Genomic DNA, 19,947 nt, shown 5'->3' on the forward strand with positions numbered 1-19,947 from the left:
CCGCGCTACGCTACGTCGGCGTACAGGCGGACGAGCCCGCACTCCGGACAGCAGACGCCCTGAAGTTTCGTCGTGTTTTGCAGGCCGATCTTCCCAAGCAGTCCGTCGCGTTTCCCGGTCGCGATGGACGGCTTCATGCCCTCGCCATCGCGGACGCTCACCGCTTCCATCGTCACGCCGCAGTCTGGACAGCGTCGTTGCTCCATACGATCGGGTTCACCCACTGACAGAAAAACGAGGCGGGTTCGATTCGCTCGACGGCACGACCACGAGCCGATACCGCCGACGGACCCCGCCGGCCGTCAGGCGCGAACCGGGTCCCGACGGCCGAACTCGGTCCGAATAGCGACGGCTAATCGGCTTCGTACAGCCGCTAGCGGGACCGTACGAGGGCAGCCCGATAGAACCGGGCGTCAACATCGCTCCTGACTCGCAGAGCGGACGCCATCGCACCATCGTAACAGACCGTTGCAACGCCGTGCCGGGCGATTACATATTGGGGCCCGCGTCGAAGGATCGCGTGTGCTCGATCACAGACGGGGACTCGAGGTGACGGGCGAAGCCGTTCGGCTCGCCAGGGACGAACAGTTGACGCTGCTCGCAGCGGGCGTCGCGTTCTACGGCTTCATCTCGCTCGTCCCGCTCATGCTGCTCGCGCTGGGGATCGCGGCGTCGATCGGCGGCGAGGCGCTCGCGGCGCGGCTCACGGCGGCGGCGAGCGACGTACTCACGCCGGACGCTCAGGAGTTGCTCGCCGAGACGATCGTGGACGACACCGGCCGCCAGGGAGCGACCGTCGTCGGCATCCTCGGCCTGCTCTGGGGCTCGAGCCGGGTCCTCCGCGGTCTCGATCGGGCCTTCTCGCAGGTGTACGGCACTGCGGGGGAGAAATCGCTGCTCGACACCGTCTGGGATGCGACGGTCGTCTCCGTCGGCATCACTCTGGGCCTCGTCGTCGTCGGCGCGCTCGAGCTGGTGATCCTGTTCGTCGCCGAATTCGGCGTCTCGGTCGTCGGACAGCTGTTCATCGTCCTCGGGCTGGTCGCGACGTTCCTGCCGCTGTACGTCATCTTTCCGGACGCGAACGTCGGCCTTCGCGAGGCCGCACCGGGAACGATCGTCGCCGCGGTCGGCTGGTTCGCGCTGAGTCGCACGTTCTCGCTGTACACCGGTCTGGCCACCGGATACGCGGTCTACGGCGCGCTCGGTGCCGTGTTCCTCGTCCTCGTCTGGCTCTACGTCGGCTCGATCATCCTCGTCTTCGGTGCGGTCCTCAACGCAGTCCTCGCCGACCGTGAAGTGGATCGGCAGCTACAAAGTCCCGGACATCGACAGATTTCGACAGAAGCGATGACCGACGACGCCACGGGTGCCGACGAGGGGGCCACGGAGGATCGCGCCAGTGACCGCACCAGCGCGAGGGCGAGTCGAACGAGCGCTCGGACGCGCGACCGCGCGGACGACCCCGAGGTACTGCGCGAAGAGATCGAACGGCTGCGCGATCGCGTCGACTCCTTCGAGGACGACGTCGAGAGCCGAACCGTCAGGAAAGAGTCCCTCGAGGGAGAGCTCAAACGCTACGTTCGACGGCGAATGCGACGCGGCCACGCCCACGACTGGGGGCCGTACCTCGTCTTGCTGTACGGGACCGCGATGTCGATCGCGGCGTTTTACTTCCTGGCGGGCGGCTGGTCAATCCTCGCGATGTTCGTCGTCTGGACCTCGACGCTCGGACTCTACGTGCTAATGGTGCTGTTCGGGTTCGGAATCTCCCTGCTCGGACTCCCCGGCCGGCTACGCGATGCGATCGGCGATCGACGTTCCTGAACTGCCGGCCGCTTCCGGGCCGCCCGTTGGCCACCTGATCGAAGCCGCTGTGAGTCTGCGATTCTTCCGGACGTTCGCGCCACTACTGACACAGCCGCGTACGCCCTTGAGCAAACGTCTTTCCGGTGTTTGAACGGACGCATCCGGCGACGAACGCCTGCCCTACTGCTTCGTCGGGACGGTTTGCTGGACGAACCGTCGAACCCGATCCGTGTACGTCGCCGGTCGGTGGAGGTTGCAGATGTGGCCGGCGTCCGCAAGGACTTCCACGCGGCCGTCCCGCGCAGCCCCGGCGTGGGCCCGCTCGCCGCGGCGCATCAGCTTGTCGTTCTCGCCGTTGAGGATGAGCGTCGAACCGGGGTACGTGGAGAGTTTCGACCGGAAGTCCTCGCCCGCGATGTCCGGCCCCGCGTCGCCGAACTGCTTCGGATAGAAGCCGGACTCGATGATCTCCCGCTTGATATCCGGCGGGAGGTCCCGGTTTTGCACCCAGCGCGTCGCGAGTTTCTCAACGGCGCGCTTTCCGACATCGGGTTTCGTCAGGAGCCGCGATAGCCCCCCGGTTAGCCGCGTGCCGAGTTCCATCGTTTTCACCGGGTTCACGCTGCTTCCCGACAGCACCAGCGCGTCGACATCGTCGGGATGTCGATACGCGTACTCCGTGACCGCGTAGCCGCCCAACGAAAGCCCAACGAGGACGGCCGATCCGTCGACGTGCGTCTCGAGGGTGTCCTCGAGGACATCGATCGCCGGCTCCATCCGAAACGGTTTGCCGGCTCGAGTGCCGTGGCCCGGTAAATCGGGGGCGACGGTGTGAAACTCTTCGGAGAGTTCACGCGTTTGGGGAAGCCACATTTTCCGCGTGAACATCGCGCCGTGTACGAACACGATCGACTGTGCGTCCGACGGGCCGGTGACGTCGACACCTTCGGAGCCGCCGCTTTCGCCTGTCCAAGCCATAGCCCACGTAGCAGTAGGAGGGGCTTAGTAGGCAACCCGGCGAAATACGGCACCGAGTTCTCCAGTCGCAGGTGCGCGCGATTCCGCCGTCGCAACCGGACGATGTCACTCGTCCCCGCGGTCGTCGGCGTCGTCGCCGATATCGACCGCGGCGTCCGTCCGCCGGTCGTCGTCATCAGGTTGGACCGAGAGCCCGGAACCGCGGCCCGCCAGTTCGGTCGGGTCGACCTCCGCACCGCGGGCCCGATCCTCGACCGTATCCGTTTCGTCGGGCGCGCTCAGATCGTCGTCGACCACGTCGTCGGCGATTTCCGTCTCATCGGTCCCGCTCAGTCCACCGGCCGGCTCCGTCTCCGGAGTTCGGTCCGACGACTCGCTACGTTCTGTCTCCACATCGGTCGTCGAATCGTCCCGTATCGGAAGCGACCCCTCGAGCCGAACGGCGTCCGCGGTGATCTCGCGAACCGATTTTCGGTCGAGCGTGACCGTCGTCTCGGCCCCCTTCTCCCAGCCGAGCGACGATTTGATCGAGCCGACGACCGCCGGATCCGGCCTGACGTAGGCAACGTCGCCTTCGACGGCGGTGACGACTCCGACCGTCTCGTCGGCGTCGTTCTCGATGGGCTTGCCGACATCGTCGTCCGAAAACGTAGCACACATACCATCTGTTATCGCGACTCGAGGCAAGCCGGTGGTGCCTGCAACGGCCAGTCGACGCCGAGGGAAGATACCGGTCTCCGACCGCACTCGAGCCGCCAATCGATCGAAAACCGCACCTCGAGGCTGTCAGTCGAGCGGAAAACACAACGGCGCGCCCATGCCGCCGAACGCGTCACGCGATCGATTCCCGTCAGGGAAGTCGTCCGGAACGACGACGGTCTCTCCGCCCTGCTCGGCCGGTCGGTCGCCGAACTCCCGCAGGTCGCGGCCCTCGAGCCCCGTCGAGAGCAACAGCGTCTCGACCGCGTCGTTCACGAGGGCGTCGTCGTTCGCGAGAGACATCGGTAGCGTGGGTATCCCGGCTACGAGTGACTCGGAAGTGAATCCCGTGTCGGCGCGTTCAGCCGTCGACGTTCGGCTGGCTCTCGCGACCGGGTTCAGTCCTCGCGCTCGAGTTGATCGCCGCCGAACTCGTCGTCGCTCTGAATCCGGGAGGCCTGCGGCCCGTCCTGATCCTGGTACTTCGAGCCGCGCTCGCTGCCGTAGGGCCGCTCCGCGGGCGTCTTGAGTTCGGTAAAGGTGAGCTGCGAGATGCGCATTCCCGGTGTGAGCGCGACCGGTGCGGAGCCGAGATTCGATAGCTCGAGGGTGATTTGACCGCGATAACCGGGATCGCAGAGGCCGGCAGTTGCGTGAACGACGACAGCGAGCCGTCCCAACGACGATCGGCCTTCGACGTGGGCGATCAGATCGTCCGGAATCTCGACGCGCTCGTGGGTCGTCCCCAGCACGAAATCTCCGGGGTGCAGGATGAAATCGTCGCCGTCCTCGACGAGCGTTTCGGTGACGTAGTCGTCGACCTCGTCCTCGGAGTTGGGGTGGATGCAGGGGATGTTCGTCCGCTGGAACTCGAGGAACTCCCGACCGAGTCGGAGGTCGACGCTCGCGGGCTGGATCTGCAGTTTCGGATCGTCGAGGGGGTCGACGACGAGGTCGCCGGCCTCGAGGCGCTCGAGGATGTCCGCATCGGAGAGGATCATACCGTGTCAGAGCGAGTACGGGGCCCTAAATTTCCCGGTCCGAGTTCGGCTCTGAGCGATCGGTGTGACTGTCACCCCTTCGTTCTATACCCCCATCAGAATTCACCGCGTTTGCGCAGCCAATCAATTTAATAGCCTCTCCGAACGTAGGAACGCACATGAGGGGGCAGAAGGGGGTATTCAATGGGAACGCGGCGGTTCTCCATCAGCGAGGAGTCAGAACACCGCTTCCGGACGCGGAGGCAGAGCGGGTCTTTCACGAGAACATGATGCTCATCGCGGACGCCCAGGAGCGAAAGGCGGACCTGCTCGCCGATCCGGATGTCCCACTGTTGAACGCCCACGAAGCGGAAATCGATCTAATCGCTGAGAGCTTCGAACGGCGACTCCGTCGGATCGCCGGTGACGACTACCGCGAGGCCGCGATGGCGTACAACCGTGGTGAGCGCGATGACCTGATCGGAGCGCTCGCCGCATACTACTTCGAGGGGCTGTGGCGAATCCAGCAGCGGACCACTGTGACGGACATGCTGTTTGCACCCATCATACTCCGTTATCCCGAGTGCTTCACGGTGAACATCCGATTTGCCAGCGGGTACACCACGACGAAATCGATTCGCTACGAGTCGCCGGAACACTCGACGGAAGAGCTAGATGACGAGTACGCCGAGACGTACTACGAGGAGAGTCTGTACTCCCAGCGGCAGGCAGCGGAGTATATCAGAGAAATGGCACGGATCATCCGCGAGGCGTTCCCCCATCCCGACGAAACCTCGTTCGAGGAGCGCAAGTACGGCGGGATCGTCTATGCCGGCGGTCGGCGCGGCTCGGTCTTTTCTACGATGCTCGAGCGCGTCGAGCCGGATCCGGATCGGTTTTCGGATCCCGTCACCGAGTCGACACTCATCGAAGCGGGGCCGGAAGCGAGACGAACGGAACGAGAGCTCTGTCTCGACGGCGAAATCGTTTGCTAACTCGTCGCAATTCCCAGCGAACGGCGACTCAGTACGCCCGTTGTGCAAGGCGGGATCGCTACGTATCCCGGAGCGACGCCGCGATGGACTCGAGCTCCGCTTTCCGGAAGGGGCGCTCGGCGGCGTCCGGATCGTCCCCCACCTCGAGATCGCTCCGTCGGCGAACGGCCGCTCGCATCTCCGATTTCGGGGGCAGACGGTTCGTCTCGATATCAGCGCCCACGGCGTCACAGATCGCGGCGAGCGCTTCCTTGGTGAACGCGGTCGATTCGACGCGTTCGTACCGCCCCACGGCTCGTCGGATCTCGTTCCGGAGGTCGTCGACAGTCGGTGACATACGGACGGAGAGGTACCGAGCCGTGCTGTACATTTCGGTCGACCGCCAACTGTCCTTCTTCGTCTCCCGCCGTGGTCTTCGTCTCACGCCATGTCGGCGAGCACAGCCCCGCCGTCGGGCGGGGCCGCAGATAGTCAATGCTAACACCGCCCCCGTCCTCGTCTCGGCCATGAAACAGGCAATCGTCGCTCGCACCGACATCGGCATGGGAAAGGGCAAACTCGCCGCACAGGTCGCTCACGCATCGCTGTCGGCCTACGAGAAGGCGGACAGCCAGCTACAGGATCAGTGGAAACAGGGCGGCCAGAAGAAGGTCGTCTTGAAGGGCCAGAGCGAGCGCCAACTGCACGAACTCTCCGAGATCGCCAAAAGCGAGGGGATTCCGACCGCCATCATCCGGGACGCCGGACACACCCAACTCGAGCCCGGGACCGTCACCGCGCTGGCCGTCGGCCCGGCGGCGGACGGCCGCGTCGATAGCGTGACCGGCGAACTCTCGCTGTTCTAGTCCGATCGGTAGCCGCGGGGTTCCTCCCTGACCGCCGACTCGTCGTCGGGAAGCGACGCGTCGGTGATGGCGTCCGGAAGCATCCCGTCAATGAGGGCGCTCGGGAGCAGCGAGCGGACGTCGATCGAGGCGCTTCCCAGGACCGCGAAGCCGGCGAAGATCGTCAGGAAGCCGGCGATCGCGAGCGCGTCGATGGTCTCGCCGAGCAGCGCCCAGCCGCCGAGCGTCGAGACGACGGGGACGACGTAGAAGATCAGGTTCGCGCGGATCGCGCCGGCCGTGTCGATGAGGCCGAAGTAGGCGATGTACGCGATGACGCCGGCGAAGATGCTGACGTAGGCCAGCGCCAGAACCGCTTCGGTGGACCACGTAATCGCGGCCGCCGACTCGCCGCTCGCCCAGGCCAGCAGGTGGCTCAGCGCCGCGGCGAAGGGCAGTCCCCAGGCGACGCGGACCGTGCTCGAGAGATCGCTGTCGGCCCGGCGGATGAGGACGGCCCCCAGCGCGGCGGCGATCGCACCGGCGAAGAGGATCCCCTTTCCGACGGCACCCCCCAGCAGGTTCGCGGGGTCCGGGCTCACGACGAGGCCGACGCCGAGCAGGCCGAGTCCCATACCGGCCGCGCCGCGCGGAGAGAGGCGCTCGTCGGAGAGCAAGAACGCGGCGAACACCGGCGTCATGATCGGGTTGAGGCTGTACACGATCGAGGCGACGGCGCTGGTGACGTACTGCTGGCCGACGAACAACAGCGCGTTCGTCAGGCCGATCGCGAGCACGCCGGTCGCGAGGATGGCCCCGACGTCACCGCGCGTCCGCGGAAGCAGTTCCGACCGAGACGACGTCAGACCGACGTACGCCAGCATGACGACGGCGGCGATGTCGAACCGAAGGGCGACGAACAACAGCGGCGGGAAGTAGGCGAGTCCGGCCTTCGCGGCGACGAACGTCCCGCCGAAGAACAGACTCGAGAGGGCGAAGAAGACCGCGGTGCGACGAGAGACCATCTACGCCGTCACCTCCGAACGGACCGTGTGCGCCGAGCCGATATCGGCCGACGCGTGAATAACGAGAATCATCGTACTACACCGTAAGAGAGCCGGGTATATAGTTTCGTTCAGAAATCATTTCGAGGGAAGAAAGAGTGGCGGGCGGGGAAATAGCTGGGACCCGCGACAGACCGCCAGACCGTGAAAACCTTTCACGCTGCGAAAACGATTTCCCGCGGCGGCCCGGAGTGTCCGTATGGAATCGGCGCTCGAGGAGATCGAGTTCCTCGCGCTCTCGGCGAACCGCGTCGAGGTGCTCGGACTGCTGGCGGAGGGACGACACACGCGCAACGAACTGGCGGCTTCGACCGGCGCCTCGCAGGCGACGCTGGGACGGATCCTCGGCGACTTCGAGGATCGATCGTGGATCAGACACGACGGCAGCGAGTACGTCGCGACCGCCACGGGTCGGCTCGTCGCGGAGGGGTTTACCGACTTGCAGGAGATCCTCGAGACGGAGGGCAAGCTCCGCGATATCGTGGACTACCTGCCGACGCACGCGATGGACTTCGATCTGCGGCGGCTCTCGGACGCCACGATCACGGTCCCCAGCGCGACGCGGCCGAACGCGCCGCTGAGTCGGTTACTCGATTTCATCCGCGACGGTGACGACGTCCGAACGTTTTCTCACACGTTCAACGGACAAACGCTGCACGTCGTCCGGGAACGCGTGACCGCCGGCGACCAGCGGTTCAGAGGGGTCTTCGGCCGCAACGCGATCGACGCGCTGGCCGACGAGTCGGAGCTTCGAGACCAGCTCGAGGCCCTGCTCGCGGCCGAGGACGCCGAAATCAGGGTCCGAGAGGAGGGCGTCCCGATCGCGATAATGATCGTCGACGAACTCGTCTATCTGCTCTTGCGCGACGAGAACGGCATCCTCCGGGCCTCCGTCGACACCGACGACGCTGCTGTCCGGTCGTGGGCCGAGGACTCGCTGGATCACTACTGGCGAACGGCGACGCCGCTCGAGGGCGAGACGCTGTCCGACTGAGGATCAGTTGGAGGGACGGGTGGTCGGGTCCGAACGCTACGCTGGAACCGGCTTGGTCTGTGCTGGGTCGGCTGTCACCGACTCGAGCACCGGTGCTGGCCGTGCGAGCGCGAGCGGGTCCGATCCCGTCACGATCGATGCGGGTTCCGGCCGCGTCTCCTCCTCTTCCTCGGTCTGTTCGACGACGTACTTCTGGCCGACCGTCGACGCCTGCAGACTATCGACGGGCGCGTGGTTCTCGGTCAACACCGGCACGTCGTCGGTCCTGGGTTCGTCCATGTAGGCGTCGATCTCGCCGCTCAGGTCGAGTCCCACGTCGCGGCGCTCGTTTCGCTCGGCGAGGTCGGCTTCGGTGAAGTCGGTGTCAGCTTTCGTCGCGACCACTTCGATGTTCTGGACCGAACCCGTGTTCGAGGTACGGAAGCTGTAGGTCGACGCGAACGCCTCGTCGATCGTCTTGTACTGCGCCCGGTAGAACTCGGAGCCGGCCCCGCTGGGCGAGGCGATGACGTTCGCGAGGAAGACGCCGTCATCGGTGAGTCGGTCCTCGGCCAGTTCCATGAACCCCAGCTGCGTCAGGTGGATCGGGACCTGATCCTTCTGATAGGCGTCGAGGATGATCAAGTCGTAGGTCTCGTCGGTATCCCGGAGGAACCGGCGTCCGTCCGCCGTGTGGGCGGTCATGTTCTCACCCTCCTCGAGGCGGAAGTAGTCCTTCGCGGCCTGCGTCACCGCGGGATCGAGTTCGGCCACGTCGACGTCGACGTCGTATTTCCGTTCGAAGTCCTTCGGTCCGGTATAGCCGCCCCCGCCGATGAACAACACGTTCTCGACCTCGTCGGGATCGTCGACCATCAACATCGGCAGGTGGAAATATCGCGTGTACTCGAAGACGTGTCGGTCGGGATCGTCGAGATCCATCGCGCTGTGGCGCGCGTCGTCCAGATACAGCTTTCGGACGTCGCCGTCGTCGATGACCTCGAGTTCTTGATAGGCCGTCTGAGTCTGGTAGACGACGTCGCCGCGGTGGTCGAACGTTACCGGCCCGAGACCGGCCGCGACGACGAGCAAGAGCGCGATCGCGACGCTCGCCGCCGCCGGCCGCGGGGAGAGGGCGGGGAGCGTGAGCGCAAACGCGGTTCCGACGAGGACGAGCCCGAACAGGAGCCCGATCATGTCGATGCCGAGCGTCGGAATGAGGAAATACGTCGTCGCACCCGCGCCGACGATGCTGCCGATGGTGCCGAGCGCGTAGACGTGCCCCGACGCTTCGCCGATCCCCTTCTTCTCGGAGAGTTGGGCCGCGTACGGGCTGATAAAGCCCAGCAGATAGGTCGGCGGTCCGAAGAGGATGAGCACGGCCGGGAGCGAGGCGTACCGGGCCGGGAGCGGCATCGCAGACGCCGAGAGCAACAGTTGCCCGCTCCCGTAGACCACGATGGCGACGTAGGCCGCCGTCCCGAGCAAAATCCAGGTCATTCGACGGTTCGAGGCCGTTTCCGCTCGCTTCCCGCCCTGCCAGTAACCCAAGCTCAGCGCGGCGAGGAAGACGGTGATGATGCTCCCCCAGGTGTAGATACTGCTGCCGAACTGGGGGGCGATGATCCGGCCCGCGAGAATCTCCAGCCCCATACTGGTGACGCCGGAGACGAACACCGCAACGTCGGGTTTCGTCGGTCGGTAGCCGGACAGCTGCCGCGTACTCATTATCGGACAGTAGCGGTCCCGTAATGAGAACTTGTCGCCTCACCCCGACAGTCGCCGGAACTCGAGTGACGAGGTCGCTACGGCGCTTCTACGCCGCGATCCGAGCATCGAACTTGCCGCTCGATGCGAATCGTGTTCGCCGGGTCGAGTACCCCGTCCCGGCTAGTTCGTCGTGATGACTTCGATCACGTCCCGCGACTCGACCTCGTACTCTTTGCCCAACTGTCGGTTCGATCGGCAGTCGATCGCGTGCAGGAAGCCGTCGCCGATGTCGGAGTGGAGGCTGTAGGCGAAGTCCTCCGCGGTCGAGTTCGGGGGGATCAGATAGCAGTCGGGTAGCACCTCGCCGCGTTCGTTCCCCAGCCCGTTCGCGCCGCCGGGGAACACCGGCGTCACGCCGAGGACGTCGAACAGCGCCGTCTCGAGGGCCGCCTGAACGCCCGTCGCGCCGAACTCCTCGAGGAAGTCGCGGATCTGCTCGAGGCCCTGTTTCTGGTCGTCGGAGACGTCACCCAGAATGTCGAAGTCCGCGTCGCCGGGTCGGTAGTCGATGACGCCGGCCTGTTCGGCCGACTTCAGCGCCTTTTCGGCGTGGGCGCTGCAGGGGACGATCGTCAGGTGATCGTAGTCAGGATCGCCGGTGATCTCCTCGTAGTTCGCCTGCGCCTCGGGGGTGTCCATCTTGTTCGCCGCGATGACCATCGGCTTGGTCTCTTTCCGGATCTCGCGGGCCAACTCGAGTTGGTCGTCCGCGTCCCACTCCGCGGGGTCGAAGCCGACACCGACGCGCCGGATGAGCCGCTTGATCTCGTCTTCGCTGGTCTTGAACGCGCTCATCTGCTCGGCGAGTTCCTCCTCGATAGCGTCGTCCTCGGTGGTGTAGCCCGTCTCGTAGCGGTTGATCCCCTTCTCGAGGACGCCCAGATACCACTGGTCGAGTTCCTCTTCGAGGAAGGCGATATCCTCACGCGGATCGTGGCCCTCGGTGGCTTCGCCCTCGGCGTCCGTCTTGCCGGAGAAGTCGACGACGTGGACGAGCACGTCGGTCTCGTTGAGGTCGGAGAGGAACTGGTTGCCCAGGCCGTTGCCCTCGTGTGCGCCGGGGATCAGTCCGGCCACGTCGACGAGTTTCGTCGGGACGAACCGAGTCCCGTCGGTACAGTAGCCGACGCTTGGGGTGCACTCCTCGTCGAACTCCGGCGCTGCGCAGTCGACGCGGACGTAGGCCTCGCCCACGCTGGGATCGATGGTCGTGAACGGGTAGGCCCCCTCGGGCACGTCGTTCATCGTCGCCGCGTTGAAGAAAGAGGACTTGCCGACGGACGGTTTGCCGACCAGTCCGATCCGGTAACTCGTACTCATTATCCGTTCCTCGAGCGGCCCGGCTAAACGGGTTTTGTTCCGCTCTCAGAGAGATATGCGAAAACATGCCACGGTGAGGGCAGACCGTCCATCCCCGGCTCCGTCGTTCATCGTCGCCGTCGCAGAATCGCTCTGCGATTCTACGGCCCGTCAAAGCGACGCTCTGACAATGGCGTTGAAGAAAGCGGACTTGTCGACGGAGGGGTTGCCGACCAGTCCGATCGGTGACTCGTACTCAGTATCCGGAGTGGGCGAGCAGCGCCGACACGGGTTTCCGTCCGACGACGGAATGGTATGGGTATCCCTGGCACGGAAGCATCCAAATCGGCTCGGCTCTCGTGAGACATCAGTACGGACGAGTTAGTACGGACCGCCGGATCGGACTCGATCTAGACGTGCGTCGTCGGCTCGGCGGCCGTCTCGATGTCGAGTTCGCCGGCGACGTCCGCCAGGAGGTCGCCCTTGACCTCCGAACTCCGCCAGCCGATTTCGGCGACCAGCGGCGGCTCGAACTCCGAGCGGATCGTCTCGAGGCGTTCCGTTTCCGTCTCGACGCGCTCGCGGAGGTAGCGAGCGCCGCGGCCGTTCTCGTCGGGGTCTGGCGACGGCGTGAGTTTGTTGGCGACGAGACCGCGGACCGCGAGGTCCTTCTCCCGGAGATCACTGATCGCTCGCTCGGTTTCGTTTAGCGACAGTTCGTCCGGGTTCACAACGAGGAAAAAGGCGGCGTCGTCGTGCAGTGCCGAGCCGGCGAAGTCGAAGAACTCCTTGCGTTGCTGGAGCCGCGCGAGGACAGGGTCGCCCTCCATCACGCGGCGCGGCTCGTTGTTGCCGATCGCGGCCTTCTCGAAGAGGTCGATACTCGTCCGTCGCTTGTGCATCAGCCGGTCGATCCAGCCCTCCAGCAGGTCGGGAAGTCCGAGGAGTCGGAGCGTGCTCCCCGTCGGCGAGGTATCGAAGACGACGCGATCGTACGGCTCCGAGTTCCGCATCACGTCGACAAACCGGTCGAACAGCGCCGATTCGTAGGCCCCCGGCGTCCCGTGGGACATCTCGAGTTGGCGGTTGATTTCGTTGACCATCGACGCTGATACCTGCTCCGAGAGGTCCTGCCGGATCTCGTCGAGGTGGCGCGTCACCTCGTCTTCGGGATCGATCTCCATTGCGTCGAGCCCGTCGATTCCCGCGACCGATTGCGAGGAGTCGTCAAACGGTTGATCGAACACGTCGGTGACGGAGTGGGCCGGGTCGGTCGAGACGACGAGGGTTCGCTGGCCGTCGCGCGCACAGCGAAGCGCATACGCACAGGAGACGGTCGTTTTTCCGACGCCGCCCTTTCCACCGAAGAAGACGAACGGCTCCATCAGAAGTGGTACTGCTGTCCCTTGCGTTCGAGGTACGTTCCGCGGTCCCACAGCCGCCGCTCCCACGATTCGAACTCGTCCTCGAGGTAGGGGAGTAGTTCCGCGGTGTAGTACGAGACCGGTGATGGGATGCCGAACGCGTCCGGGAAACACGCCAGAATGAACGCGTCCTCGGCGTCTTCAGCTTCCTTCTCGATCTTCTCGTAGGCCGGGTGCGAGATCATCCCGTGGTAGAGCCCCCGCAGCCACTCGTCGAGCGTCTCGCGAAAGGCTTCGATCCGATCGGCCAGATCCATGTCCGTACGTCTGTACCGCACGCTAAAAACCCTCGTGGCTCGGTTTCAAGGCGCTGCGATCCCAGTGACAGGATATGAAAACGGACACGGGCGAGGAAATCCCGGTGACGATCCTCTCCGGCAGTCTGGGTGCCGGCAAGACGACGCTGCTCAATCACCTGCTGTCGGACGCCGGCGACCGGACGCTGGCGGTTCTCGTCAACGACATGGGCGAGGTCAACGTCGACGCCGAACTCGTCGCCGAGGGGTCGGAACTCGAGCTCGATGACGGCGTCGCGGAACTCTCGAACGGGTGCATCTGCTGTGAACTTCAGGACGACCTTGAGACCGCCGTGGTCAGGCTGGCTCGCGACCGATCCTTCGACCACCTCGTCGTCGAGTCGTCGGGCATCTCCGAACCCGCGCCCGTCGCGCGGCTGTTCACGACCGAGTCCCGCGTCGCCGCACTCTACGACGTCGACACGCTCGTGACGGTCCTCGACACGCCCGCCTTCCTCGAGGCCTTCGCGGGCGAAGAACGGCCGGAGCGTCGGGGGAACGAGGACGACCGTCCGCTTTCGGATCTGCTCGTCGAGCAGGTCGAGGTCTCGAATCTCGTCCTCCTGAACAAGGCGGACCTGTGTTCCGACGCGGAACTCGCGGAGGCCGAGGACCTCGTCCGCGCACTCCAGCCCGAGGCCGAGACGATCCCGACGGAGTTCTCGGTGGTCGATCCCGACCGGCTGCTCGGTGCCGGCCTGTTCGATCCCGGGCGCGTGAACGACCTTCCGGGCTGGAAGCGAGCGCTCGAGTCGGCCGACGGCGATCAGGACCACGGCGAGAGCGAGCACGCTGATCACGACGACGGCCAACGGGACGAGGAGGATCACCGCGGTCATCACCACCCCGACGAGGTGTACGGCGTCTCGTCGTTCGTCTACCGGTCTCGCCGGCCGTTCCATCCCGAACGGTTCGCTGACTTCCTCCGGGACCTTCCGCGATCGATCGTCCGCTCCAAGGGGACCGTCTGGCTCGCAAACAACGAGATGCGGGTGTCGATCGCTCAGGCCGGTCCGTCCGTCAGGGCCACCGCGCAGGGCCCCTGGATCGCGAGCCTCCCCGAGGTCGAACGCAACATGTACCGGTCGAATCGACCGAACCTCGAGTGGCACGACGAGCACGGCGACCGCCGGACCGAACTCGTGTTCATCGGCACCGACTACGACGAGTCGACGCTCCGGGCGGCGCTCGAGGACGCGCTCGTCACCGACGGAGAGCGGGAGACGGATCTCGACGGCCCCTTCCCCACCGAACAGGGCGACGAGACCGTTATCCGAGAGCCGTAGTCAGCACGCACAGTCGCGGCCGGTCGAGCGCTCGAAGCGCATCTCCGCGCCGCAGTCCGGACAAACCGGCTCCCCCTCGAGATCGGCGTCCCTGATCCGAACGGCGCAGTCGTCACACCAGTAGGCCCCCTCGGAGTCGTTGGCGGGGCGGTCCTTCGGTGCGGTTGATGCGAGTGCCGCTTTCACCGATTCGATGAGTTCCATAGTCGATCGTTCGTCTGTAACGCCGATACTATTGTGCGATAAATTAGCACGCTTTCGCGATCGCGCGGTTCGCGCCGGACGTACCGACCGGTCGCGTCTGCTAACCGACGACTAACGGGACCGCGAGCGCGACGATTAGCGCCGTGAGGATCGGAATGAGGTAAAACAGTCGTTCGGCGCGGACGGCCGACGGGACGGCGCCGATCGTCTCCGGCCGAGCGGTCCACACCTGACGGTGGAAGGCGACGACGGAGGCAACGGCGAACAGCGCGCCGGAGAGCGCGATAGCGGTCTCGAGCGACAGCCCCAGCGCCTGTCCGTACAGCGGACCGAATGACAGCAGGATCATGAAGGTGAGCCCGGTGACTACGACGAAGGGCACCGGGTCCACGTGCGATCCGTGACGGTTGCGAAGTCGCATACGAGACGTTCTCCCTCGAGCGACAAAGAGCTATAGTAGTCACTGAAACGATTTACGCGCTGATCGCATCACTGTCATGCGATCAGGTGTGTATTGACTTTCAGTGACTACTATATACCGCGCGCCGTCAATCGGATCGAACTCGTCGACGTCGGTGGTGAATTCGCGACCGGCGTTACGGTGAACAGTTAAGTGGTGGTATCATCGTCTCCCTGTATGAGCGATGGGGACTCCGAGCAGGATGGGTTCGAGGCGGGCGTGTCGTCCTCGCAAGGCGATCCACGCGTCCTCCTCGCGATGAACGCCGTCCTGTCGACGCTGTTCGCGTGGACGATCGTCTGGGGGCTGTCGTTTCTGGGATTCGTCGAGTTCGGGATCATCAACGTCGCTACGGGCGCGATACTGGTGTTCGCGATGACGTATCTCGTGACGATGTCGTAAGCGACGCCCGCTCGTCTCGCTACCGGCCGTAGATGAGCCGGCGACCGAGGTCGTCGAGCCGGTCGGTGACGCGCCCCGCCCAGGCGCCTGGCGAGACGCGCCGGAGCATCTCGTCGTCGACCTCGATAGCGGATTCTCCGAACGCGTCCCGCGTCGACTCGCCGTCGGCATCCTCGTCGTCGCCGGACGAGGCGACATCGACGACCGTCGACATGGAACACCGGCCACAGGCTTCGGTCTTCTTTCCTCCCATGTGTCTCCCTTGCACGATAGTGCGCCTCCGAGGGCTAAAGTCTACTGCCGACTCGAGGGGCTGCGATGACAAGACGGGATATCGGACCGGGTCCACCGACGATTATTTGATACCACGATGGTAATCAGTGGTATGAGAAATAGGGGCACGAAGCCGGGTCAGTTCGAACGGGAGTCGGGTCGTGGACGATCGCAGTCGTACCTCGTCGCTACACGATGAGCGAAAAAGCGACGCCGGAGGAACTACCGGCGGAAATCCGCGAGGCGGTCCCCGACTGGGACGACGAATACCTCGACCGGGTGTCCGACCGGCTGATGTACAACTACGACCTCGAGAAGAATCGCTCCGTCGACGGCGAGCGATGGGACCTCTACGGGGAGATGCGCGTGCTCAGCCAAAAGCAGTTCTTCCATCCGGCGCTGAGCTACGCCGATCACGAGGCCGAGGAGTACCTCTTCGCCCGGCGCGAATCGCGGCCGACCATCGCGGAACTCGAGCGGCTCGTCGATCTCGGTCACGAGCTCGCTGACGAGCGCGTCGTCGCCGACGAGGAGCACTTCGGGACGGACTTTACCTTCGTCCTCGTCGCGGACGAACTGCCGGACGACGTCCGCGAGTTCGTTGCCGACTTCCGCGACCGGACGTTACTGAAGTTCGGTTATCACGGACACTATGAAGTAAATCTCCTCGTCGTCGTCCCCGAAGCCGAAACGCACGTCGCCAGCGAGGCCGCAGACATCGTGGAGGCGTTTACCCTCTGGGAGGACGTGACCGCAGCCGAGGAGGGGATCCTCTCGCGGTTCGCGAAACGGTTCTGGCAGTAGCAACGGTTCCGAGATAACTGGAAAAACGGATTCGGCGGCGAAAACGGAAACGGAAACGGCGTCAGCGAGCCGTCAGTCGTCGCCCGGTTCGGCCGCAGGCGTCTCGGGGCCGCGACGGACGCTCTGGATATTCTGGTACCCCAGCCTGACGAGCATGAGCGCCAGCGTGATGAGAACGAGCGCCAGTACCATCTGGACGAACGAGGAGACGAGCGCTTCGGTCGTCTCCGCGCCGCCGTTCAGTATGTTGAGGTAGAGGTTCTCGTAGAACGCCAGCCACGACAGGCCGAGTACCGTGATCGTCACCATGACCGCCATCGGGACGCCGGTGGAGACGAGCTGTTTGCTGTCGTCCCAGTTGGCGAGCCAGACGGTCGCGGTGAGCAACGCCAGCGCCGCGAGGAGCTGGTTCGCACCGCCGAACAGCGCCCACAGCGTGACCCACTGGCCGGAGACGACGAGCAGGTACGCGGGAATGATCTGGATGATCGGGTTCGTGTACCGACCGCGCACGATCGAACCCAGGTCGGCGCTCAGGCCCGTATCGGTCCGTCCGGTAGGCGTTCCGACGATCTCTTCCATCATGTACCGTCCGAGACGGACGGCCGTGTCGGTCGACGTGAGCAGGAAGCTACAGAGGACCAGCGCCATGAACACGGCACCGACCGTCTCGGGGATGCCGAGGCTCGTGAAGATGATGCCGCCGCCGGACGCGAAGTTCGGCAGTGCGGTACCGATCCCACCTTCGGGGTTCGCGAAGCCCCACACGGCGAGCGTCGAGAGCGCGACCGCGGCGAGCAGTCCCTCGCCGAGCATGCCGCCGTAGCCGATCAATCGGGCGTCGGTCTCCTTGTTGAGCTGTTTGGCAGTCGTCCCGGAGGAGACCAGCGAGTGAAACCCGCTGATCGTCCCGCAGGCGATCGTGATGAACAGTAGCGGGAACAGCGGGAGGAACACGGCATCGACGCCCCAGAACCCTTCGAAGGCGCTGATCGAGCTGTCGATGACGAGCGGTTCGGACGACGTCCCGAGGAACGTCCCGACGATGATCGCGACGATCGCTCCGCCGACGCCGGTGTACAGCAGGAACGACGACAGGTAGTCGCGCGGCTGAAGCAACACCCAGACCGGCAGCGCGCTCGCGATCGCGCCGTACACCATCACGACGGGGATCCACGCCGCGGTGTTCCCACCGAGTGCGCCTGCACCGGGGATCCACTCGCCGGCGCTGCTGAACAGCACGATCGTCCCGGACGGGTAGTCACCGGCGAACAGCGCGAACGGGAACTGAAGCCCCACCCAGACGGCGGCGAAGACCCCCGCGACGAAGAGCACCGTCCCCGGGATGAACGGCCCGTTGAACTGGTACAGGTAGACGCCGAACCCCAGCGCCAGCAGGATGTAAATGAACGACGCCGTTACCACCTGCGGGTACGCGTTGAAGACGATCCCGACCACCAGCGCGAACACCGCCACGACGAGTATGATCGTCAGGAACGCGAACCACAACAGCATGTTCTTGCCGCTCTCCCCGACGTACTCGCCGATCATGTAGCCGATCGACTTCCCCTCGTGGCGGAGACTGCCCGACAGCGACACGAAGTCGTGAACGGCACCCATCAGCGGGTTCCCGATAGCGATCCACAGCAGCGCGGGCACCCAGCCCCACACCGCGCCCGCCGTGATCGGTCCCACGATCGGGGCACCACCCGCGATACTCGAGTAGTGATGGCCCAACAGGACCGGTTTCTTCGATGGAACGTACTCCTGTCCGTCCTCGTATTTGTGAGCCGGTGTTTCCGCTTCTTCCTCGAGTTCGACGAACTGCGTGAGGTACCGCGAGTACCCCACGTACCCCATGGTAAACGTCACTAACACTGCCGCGATGATCCAGATTATCTGAGTCATGGTACGTCTACGCAAATCCAGTGGGTTCGATAACCTTAATTGTTATTTATATTCCTTGGTGGATATATTCGTATTTTTAATTAGACCCGAGGACAGGGATTTTTGGAAGTAACAGTGCGTCTGAAGGTGAAAATGGAGTGAAATATTATTTCACGCATATTTTATGATTGATGGCGTAGCTGAACAACCGATACTATCACACGGACTGTCTTCTCAGAGATCGGACAGTCGACAGTCCTCTCAGGGAACGAGTGCCAGTTTCGGACGAGACCGTCCGAAACGGATCGATTTACTCCCAGATGCGGCCGGGAACGGTACAACGGGCAGACACACTATTCCAGAACCGCTTCGAGCGCGTCCATCGTCCGGTCGACGCGGTCGACACGCGCGTTGTGTCCCATGTGACCGATCCGGAGGATATCGTCCTCGAGGTCGCCGAGGCCGGTCGCGAGGACGATATCGTGCTCGGCGGCCAGCGTTTCTTGGAGCGCTCGTGCGCGTCCGTCGACCTCGAGTGCCGTCACGGTCGGCGACGATCGCGCCTCGTCGGGGAACGGAGAGAGTCCGAGGTCGGCCGCTCGCTCGCGACACCGCCGCGCGGCCGCTTCGTGGCGCTCGAAGACGGTCTCGAGGCCCTCCTCGAGCAACAGATCGATCGCCGTCTCGAGGCCGTACAGGTTCGTGACGAGGTGCGTATAGGGAAACCACTCCTCGTCGGCGGCGTCGCGCCACGGCTCGAGGTCGGTGTAGAGGCTATCGGTCTCGAACGACTCGATCTTCGCCCAGGCGCGGTCGCTGACCGAGCAGACGGTCAGCCCCGGCGGTGCACTGAAACACTTCTGGGAGGCACCCAGACAGACATCGATTCGCTCCGTCGGGACCGGCACCCCGCCGAGCGAGGAGACCGCATCGACGACGCTGATGACGTCGTGTTCGTCGAGCAGGGCGAGGACCGGCTCGATATCGTTGAGCACGCCCGTCGGCGTCTCGCAGTGGACCAACGTCGCCACGTCGAACGAGCCCCGCTCGAGGCGGGACTCGACTCGCTCGAGGTCGAGCGGCTCGTGCCACGGCGCGTCACAGACCACCGCCTCGCCGTCGGCCATCTCGACGAAGTCGGCGAACCCCTCGCCGTAGAGGCCGTTCGCGAGACAGAGCACGCGGTCGCCCGGTTCGACCAGCGACGCGACGGCGGCCTCGAGGCCGAGGATGCCCTCGCCGCCGAGGATCGCAATGTCGTCGTCGCCGTAGATCGCCTCGAGCTTCGCGCTCAGACCGCGATAGAACTCGAAGAATTCCGGCTCGACGTCCGGGTTCGGCGTCGGCTCGCTCATCCGCTCGCGGACGGCCGCCGGCACCTCGGTCGGCCCGGGCGTCATGCGCAGTCGATCGTCGGTCATACGGTGGATACCGGCGCGTTCAAGCATAAAACCACTCGAGTCGAGTGGAGGAGTCTCGTCTCGAGAGCGCTTTTCCGTTCGGCGCGCGTATCCCCGCTC

22 protein-coding genes and 1 pseudogene are annotated in these 19,947 nt (G+C 64.7%); 7 read left to right on the forward strand and 16 right to left on the reverse strand.

Annotated elements, in window-relative coordinates; translation table 11 throughout:
• Positions 1 to 5: 5 nt before the first annotated feature.
• Complete coding sequence (locus tag LDH74_RS11280) at positions 6 to 206, reverse strand: hypothetical protein (protein ID WP_226038828.1); 201 nt, start codon at positions 204 to 206, stop codon at positions 6 to 8.
• A 316-nt stretch (positions 207 to 522) separates the two neighbouring features.
• On the opposite strand from LDH74_RS11280, the gene LDH74_RS11285 reads away from it, so the two are divergent.
• Positions 523 to 1,827 carry a YihY/virulence factor BrkB family protein gene (locus LDH74_RS11285; protein ID WP_226038829.1) on the forward strand — a complete coding sequence of 435 codons (1,305 nt, stop codon included), beginning with the start codon at positions 523 to 525 and terminating at the stop codon, positions 1,825 to 1,827.
• Positions 1,828 to 1,989: 162 nt separating this feature from the next.
• Here the strand turns inward: LDH74_RS11285 and LDH74_RS11290 are convergent, their stop codons facing one another.
• From LDH74_RS11290 to dcd, 4 genes and pseudogenes are all read right to left on the reverse strand, one after another.
• On the reverse strand, positions 1,990 to 2,787 hold the full coding sequence (locus LDH74_RS11290; RefSeq protein ID WP_226038830.1) for an alpha/beta hydrolase: 798 nt from the start codon (positions 2,785 to 2,787) through the stop codon (positions 1,990 to 1,992).
• 105 nt (positions 2,788 to 2,892) lie between these two features.
• Positions 2,893 to 3,447 carry a hypothetical protein gene (locus LDH74_RS11295; protein ID WP_226038831.1) on the reverse strand — a complete coding sequence of 185 codons (555 nt, stop codon included), beginning with the start codon at positions 3,445 to 3,447 and terminating at the stop codon, positions 2,893 to 2,895.
• Positions 3,448 to 3,573: 126 nt separating this feature from the next.
• A pseudogene (locus LDH74_RS11300) lies at positions 3,574 to 3,774 on the reverse strand (single-stranded DNA-binding protein); the annotation flags it as partial.
• Positions 3,775 to 3,884: 110 nt separating this feature from the next.
• On the reverse strand, positions 3,885 to 4,487 hold the full coding sequence (gene dcd / locus LDH74_RS11305; RefSeq protein ID WP_226038832.1) for a dCTP deaminase: 603 nt from the start codon (positions 4,485 to 4,487) through the stop codon (positions 3,885 to 3,887).
• 158 nt (positions 4,488 to 4,645) lie between these two features.
• On the opposite strand from dcd, the gene LDH74_RS11310 reads away from it, so the two are divergent.
• On the forward strand, positions 4,646 to 5,461 hold the full coding sequence (locus LDH74_RS11310; RefSeq protein WP_226038833.1) for a hypothetical protein: 816 nt from the start codon (positions 4,646 to 4,648) through the stop codon (positions 5,459 to 5,461).
• A 58-nt stretch (positions 5,462 to 5,519) separates the two neighbouring features.
• Here the strand turns inward: LDH74_RS11310 and LDH74_RS11315 are convergent, their stop codons facing one another.
• Positions 5,520 to 5,798, reverse strand: a complete 279-nt coding sequence (locus LDH74_RS11315; RefSeq protein ID WP_226038834.1) for a hypothetical protein — start codon at positions 5,796 to 5,798, stop codon at positions 5,520 to 5,522.
• A gap of 169 nt (positions 5,799 to 5,967) precedes the next feature.
• Here LDH74_RS11315 and pth2 point away from each other — a divergent pair, with 169 nt between their 5' ends.
• A complete protein-coding gene (gene pth2, locus LDH74_RS11320) occupies positions 5,968 to 6,306 on the forward strand; it encodes a peptidyl-tRNA hydrolase Pth2 (RefSeq protein ID WP_226038835.1) in 339 nt (112 codons plus the stop codon).
• On the opposite strand, the gene LDH74_RS11325 is transcribed toward pth2, so the two are convergent.
• A complete protein-coding gene (locus LDH74_RS11325) occupies positions 6,303 to 7,310 on the reverse strand; it encodes a DMT family transporter (protein ID WP_226038836.1) in 1,008 nt (335 codons plus the stop codon). The genes pth2 and LDH74_RS11325 overlap by 4 nt on opposite strands.
• A 238-nt stretch (positions 7,311 to 7,548) precedes the next feature.
• Here LDH74_RS11325 and LDH74_RS11330 point away from each other — a divergent pair, with 238 nt between their 5' ends.
• Entirely contained in the window at positions 7,549 to 8,343 is a 795-nt protein-coding gene (locus LDH74_RS11330) for an ArsR family transcriptional regulator (protein ID WP_226038837.1), read from the forward strand.
• Positions 8,344 to 8,379: 36 nt separating this feature from the next.
• Here LDH74_RS11330 and LDH74_RS11335 read toward each other — a convergent pair whose 3' ends face one another.
• The 4 genes from LDH74_RS11335 to LDH74_RS11350 form a co-directional block, all read right to left on the reverse strand.
• Complete coding sequence (locus LDH74_RS11335) at positions 8,380 to 10,050, reverse strand: fused MFS/spermidine synthase (RefSeq protein WP_226038838.1); 1,671 nt, start codon at positions 10,048 to 10,050, stop codon at positions 8,380 to 8,382.
• A 162-nt stretch (positions 10,051 to 10,212) separates the two neighbouring features.
• Positions 10,213 to 11,412, reverse strand: a complete 1,200-nt coding sequence (locus tag LDH74_RS11340) for a redox-regulated ATPase YchF (RefSeq protein ID WP_226038839.1) — start codon at positions 11,410 to 11,412, stop codon at positions 10,213 to 10,215.
• 389 nt (positions 11,413 to 11,801) lie between these two features.
• Entirely contained in the window at positions 11,802 to 12,776 is a 975-nt protein-coding gene (locus tag LDH74_RS11345) for a TRC40/GET3/ArsA family transport-energizing ATPase (RefSeq protein ID WP_226038840.1), read from the reverse strand.
• Positions 12,776 to 13,072, reverse strand: a complete 297-nt coding sequence (locus LDH74_RS11350; RefSeq protein ID WP_090611616.1) for a hypothetical protein — start codon at positions 13,070 to 13,072, stop codon at positions 12,776 to 12,778. The genes LDH74_RS11345 and LDH74_RS11350 overlap by 1 nt, the downstream gene beginning before the upstream one ends.
• 74 nt (positions 13,073 to 13,146) lie before the next feature.
• On the opposite strand from LDH74_RS11350, the gene LDH74_RS11355 reads away from it, so the two are divergent.
• Entirely contained in the window at positions 13,147 to 14,397 is a 1,251-nt protein-coding gene (locus LDH74_RS11355; RefSeq protein WP_226038841.1) for a GTP-binding protein, read from the forward strand.
• Here the strand turns inward: LDH74_RS11355 and LDH74_RS11360 are convergent, their stop codons facing one another.
• Both LDH74_RS11360 and LDH74_RS11365 read right to left on the reverse strand, forming a co-directional pair.
• Positions 14,398 to 14,601 carry a hypothetical protein gene (locus LDH74_RS11360; protein WP_226038842.1) on the reverse strand — a complete coding sequence of 68 codons (204 nt, stop codon included), beginning with the start codon at positions 14,599 to 14,601 and terminating at the stop codon, positions 14,398 to 14,400.
• A 100-nt stretch (positions 14,602 to 14,701) separates the two neighbouring features.
• On the reverse strand, positions 14,702 to 15,022 hold the full coding sequence (locus LDH74_RS11365; protein ID WP_226038843.1) for a hypothetical protein: 321 nt from the start codon (positions 15,020 to 15,022) through the stop codon (positions 14,702 to 14,704).
• 216 nt (positions 15,023 to 15,238) lie between these two features.
• Between LDH74_RS11365 and LDH74_RS11370 the strand changes: the two genes are divergently transcribed.
• On the forward strand, positions 15,239 to 15,463 hold the full coding sequence (locus LDH74_RS11370) for a hypothetical protein (protein WP_226038844.1): 225 nt from the start codon (positions 15,239 to 15,241) through the stop codon (positions 15,461 to 15,463).
• Positions 15,464 to 15,482: 19 nt separating this feature from the next.
• Here LDH74_RS11370 and LDH74_RS11375 read toward each other — a convergent pair whose 3' ends face one another.
• Complete coding sequence (locus tag LDH74_RS11375; protein WP_226038845.1) at positions 15,483 to 15,716, reverse strand: hypothetical protein; 234 nt, start codon at positions 15,714 to 15,716, stop codon at positions 15,483 to 15,485.
• Positions 15,717 to 15,931: 215 nt separating this feature from the next.
• On the opposite strand from LDH74_RS11375, the gene LDH74_RS11380 reads away from it, so the two are divergent.
• The gene (locus LDH74_RS11380) at positions 15,932 to 16,540 is read left to right on the forward strand and encodes a hypothetical protein (protein WP_226038846.1); all 609 of its coding nucleotides are present in this window, start codon (positions 15,932 to 15,934) and stop codon (positions 16,538 to 16,540) included.
• A gap of 72 nt (positions 16,541 to 16,612) precedes the next feature.
• Here LDH74_RS11380 and LDH74_RS11385 read toward each other — a convergent pair whose 3' ends face one another.
• Positions 16,613 to 18,448 carry a carbon starvation CstA family protein gene (locus tag LDH74_RS11385; RefSeq protein ID WP_226038847.1) on the reverse strand — a complete coding sequence of 612 codons (1,836 nt, stop codon included), beginning with the start codon at positions 18,446 to 18,448 and terminating at the stop codon, positions 16,613 to 16,615.
• Positions 18,449 to 18,780: 332 nt separating this feature from the next.
• Positions 18,781 to 19,848: an alanine--glyoxylate aminotransferase family protein gene (locus LDH74_RS11390; protein WP_226038848.1), complete on the reverse strand. Its 1,068-nt coding sequence runs from the start codon at positions 19,846 to 19,848 to the stop codon at positions 18,781 to 18,783.
• Between the last annotated feature and the right edge of the window lie 99 nt (positions 19,849 to 19,947).

Origin of the sequence: Natrinema sp. DC36 (assembly GCF_020405225.1) — an archaeon.
Taxonomy (GTDB): domain Archaea; phylum Halobacteriota; class Halobacteria; order Halobacteriales; family Natrialbaceae; genus Natrinema.

Excerpts from the sequence above, each read along its gene's own strand:
- LDH74_RS11280 (WP_226038828.1), bottom strand. The coding sequence starts at position 206 with ATGGAGCAACGACGCTGTCCAGACTGCGGCGTGACGATGGAAGCGGTG.
- LDH74_RS11290 (WP_226038830.1), bottom strand. The coding sequence starts at position 2,787 with ATGGCTTGGACAGGCGAAAGCGGCGGCTCCGAAGGTGTCGACGTCACC.
- LDH74_RS11295 (WP_226038831.1), bottom strand. The coding sequence starts at position 3,447 with ATGTGTGCTACGTTTTCGGACGACGATGTCGGCAAGCCCATCGAGAAC.
- dcd (WP_226038832.1), bottom strand. The coding sequence starts at position 4,487 with ATGATCCTCTCCGATGCGGACATCCTCGAGCGCCTCGAGGCCGGCGAC.
- LDH74_RS11310 (WP_226038833.1), top strand. The coding sequence starts at position 4,646 with ATGAGGGGGCAGAAGGGGGTATTCAATGGGAACGCGGCGGTTCTCCAT.
- LDH74_RS11315 (WP_226038834.1), bottom strand. The coding sequence starts at position 5,798 with ATGTCACCGACTGTCGACGACCTCCGGAACGAGATCCGACGAGCCGTG.
- pth2 (WP_226038835.1), top strand. The coding sequence starts at position 5,968 with ATGAAACAGGCAATCGTCGCTCGCACCGACATCGGCATGGGAAAGGGC.
- LDH74_RS11325 (WP_226038836.1), bottom strand. The coding sequence starts at position 7,310 with ATGGTCTCTCGTCGCACCGCGGTCTTCTTCGCCCTCTCGAGTCTGTTC.
- LDH74_RS11330 (WP_226038837.1), top strand. The coding sequence starts at position 7,549 with ATGGAATCGGCGCTCGAGGAGATCGAGTTCCTCGCGCTCTCGGCGAAC.
- LDH74_RS11335 (WP_226038838.1), bottom strand. The coding sequence starts at position 10,050 with ATGAGTACGCGGCAGCTGTCCGGCTACCGACCGACGAAACCCGACGTT.
- LDH74_RS11340 (WP_226038839.1), bottom strand. The coding sequence starts at position 11,412 with ATGAGTACGAGTTACCGGATCGGACTGGTCGGCAAACCGTCCGTCGGC.
- LDH74_RS11345 (WP_226038840.1), bottom strand. The coding sequence starts at position 12,776 with ATGGAGCCGTTCGTCTTCTTCGGTGGAAAGGGCGGCGTCGGAAAAACG.
- LDH74_RS11350 (WP_090611616.1), bottom strand. The coding sequence starts at position 13,072 with ATGGATCTGGCCGATCGGATCGAAGCCTTTCGCGAGACGCTCGACGAG.
- LDH74_RS11355 (WP_226038841.1), top strand. The coding sequence starts at position 13,147 with ATGAAAACGGACACGGGCGAGGAAATCCCGGTGACGATCCTCTCCGGC.
- LDH74_RS11360 (WP_226038842.1), bottom strand. The coding sequence starts at position 14,601 with ATGGAACTCATCGAATCGGTGAAAGCGGCACTCGCATCAACCGCACCG.
- LDH74_RS11365 (WP_226038843.1), bottom strand. The coding sequence starts at position 15,022 with ATGCGACTTCGCAACCGTCACGGATCGCACGTGGACCCGGTGCCCTTC.
- LDH74_RS11370 (WP_226038844.1), top strand. The coding sequence starts at position 15,239 with ATGAGCGATGGGGACTCCGAGCAGGATGGGTTCGAGGCGGGCGTGTCG.
- LDH74_RS11375 (WP_226038845.1), bottom strand. The coding sequence starts at position 15,716 with ATGGGAGGAAAGAAGACCGAAGCCTGTGGCCGGTGTTCCATGTCGACG.
- LDH74_RS11380 (WP_226038846.1), top strand. The coding sequence starts at position 15,932 with ATGAGCGAAAAAGCGACGCCGGAGGAACTACCGGCGGAAATCCGCGAG.
- LDH74_RS11385 (WP_226038847.1), bottom strand. The coding sequence starts at position 18,448 with ATGACTCAGATAATCTGGATCATCGCGGCAGTGTTAGTGACGTTTACC.
- LDH74_RS11390 (WP_226038848.1), bottom strand. The coding sequence starts at position 19,848 with ATGACCGACGATCGACTGCGCATGACGCCCGGGCCGACCGAGGTGCCG.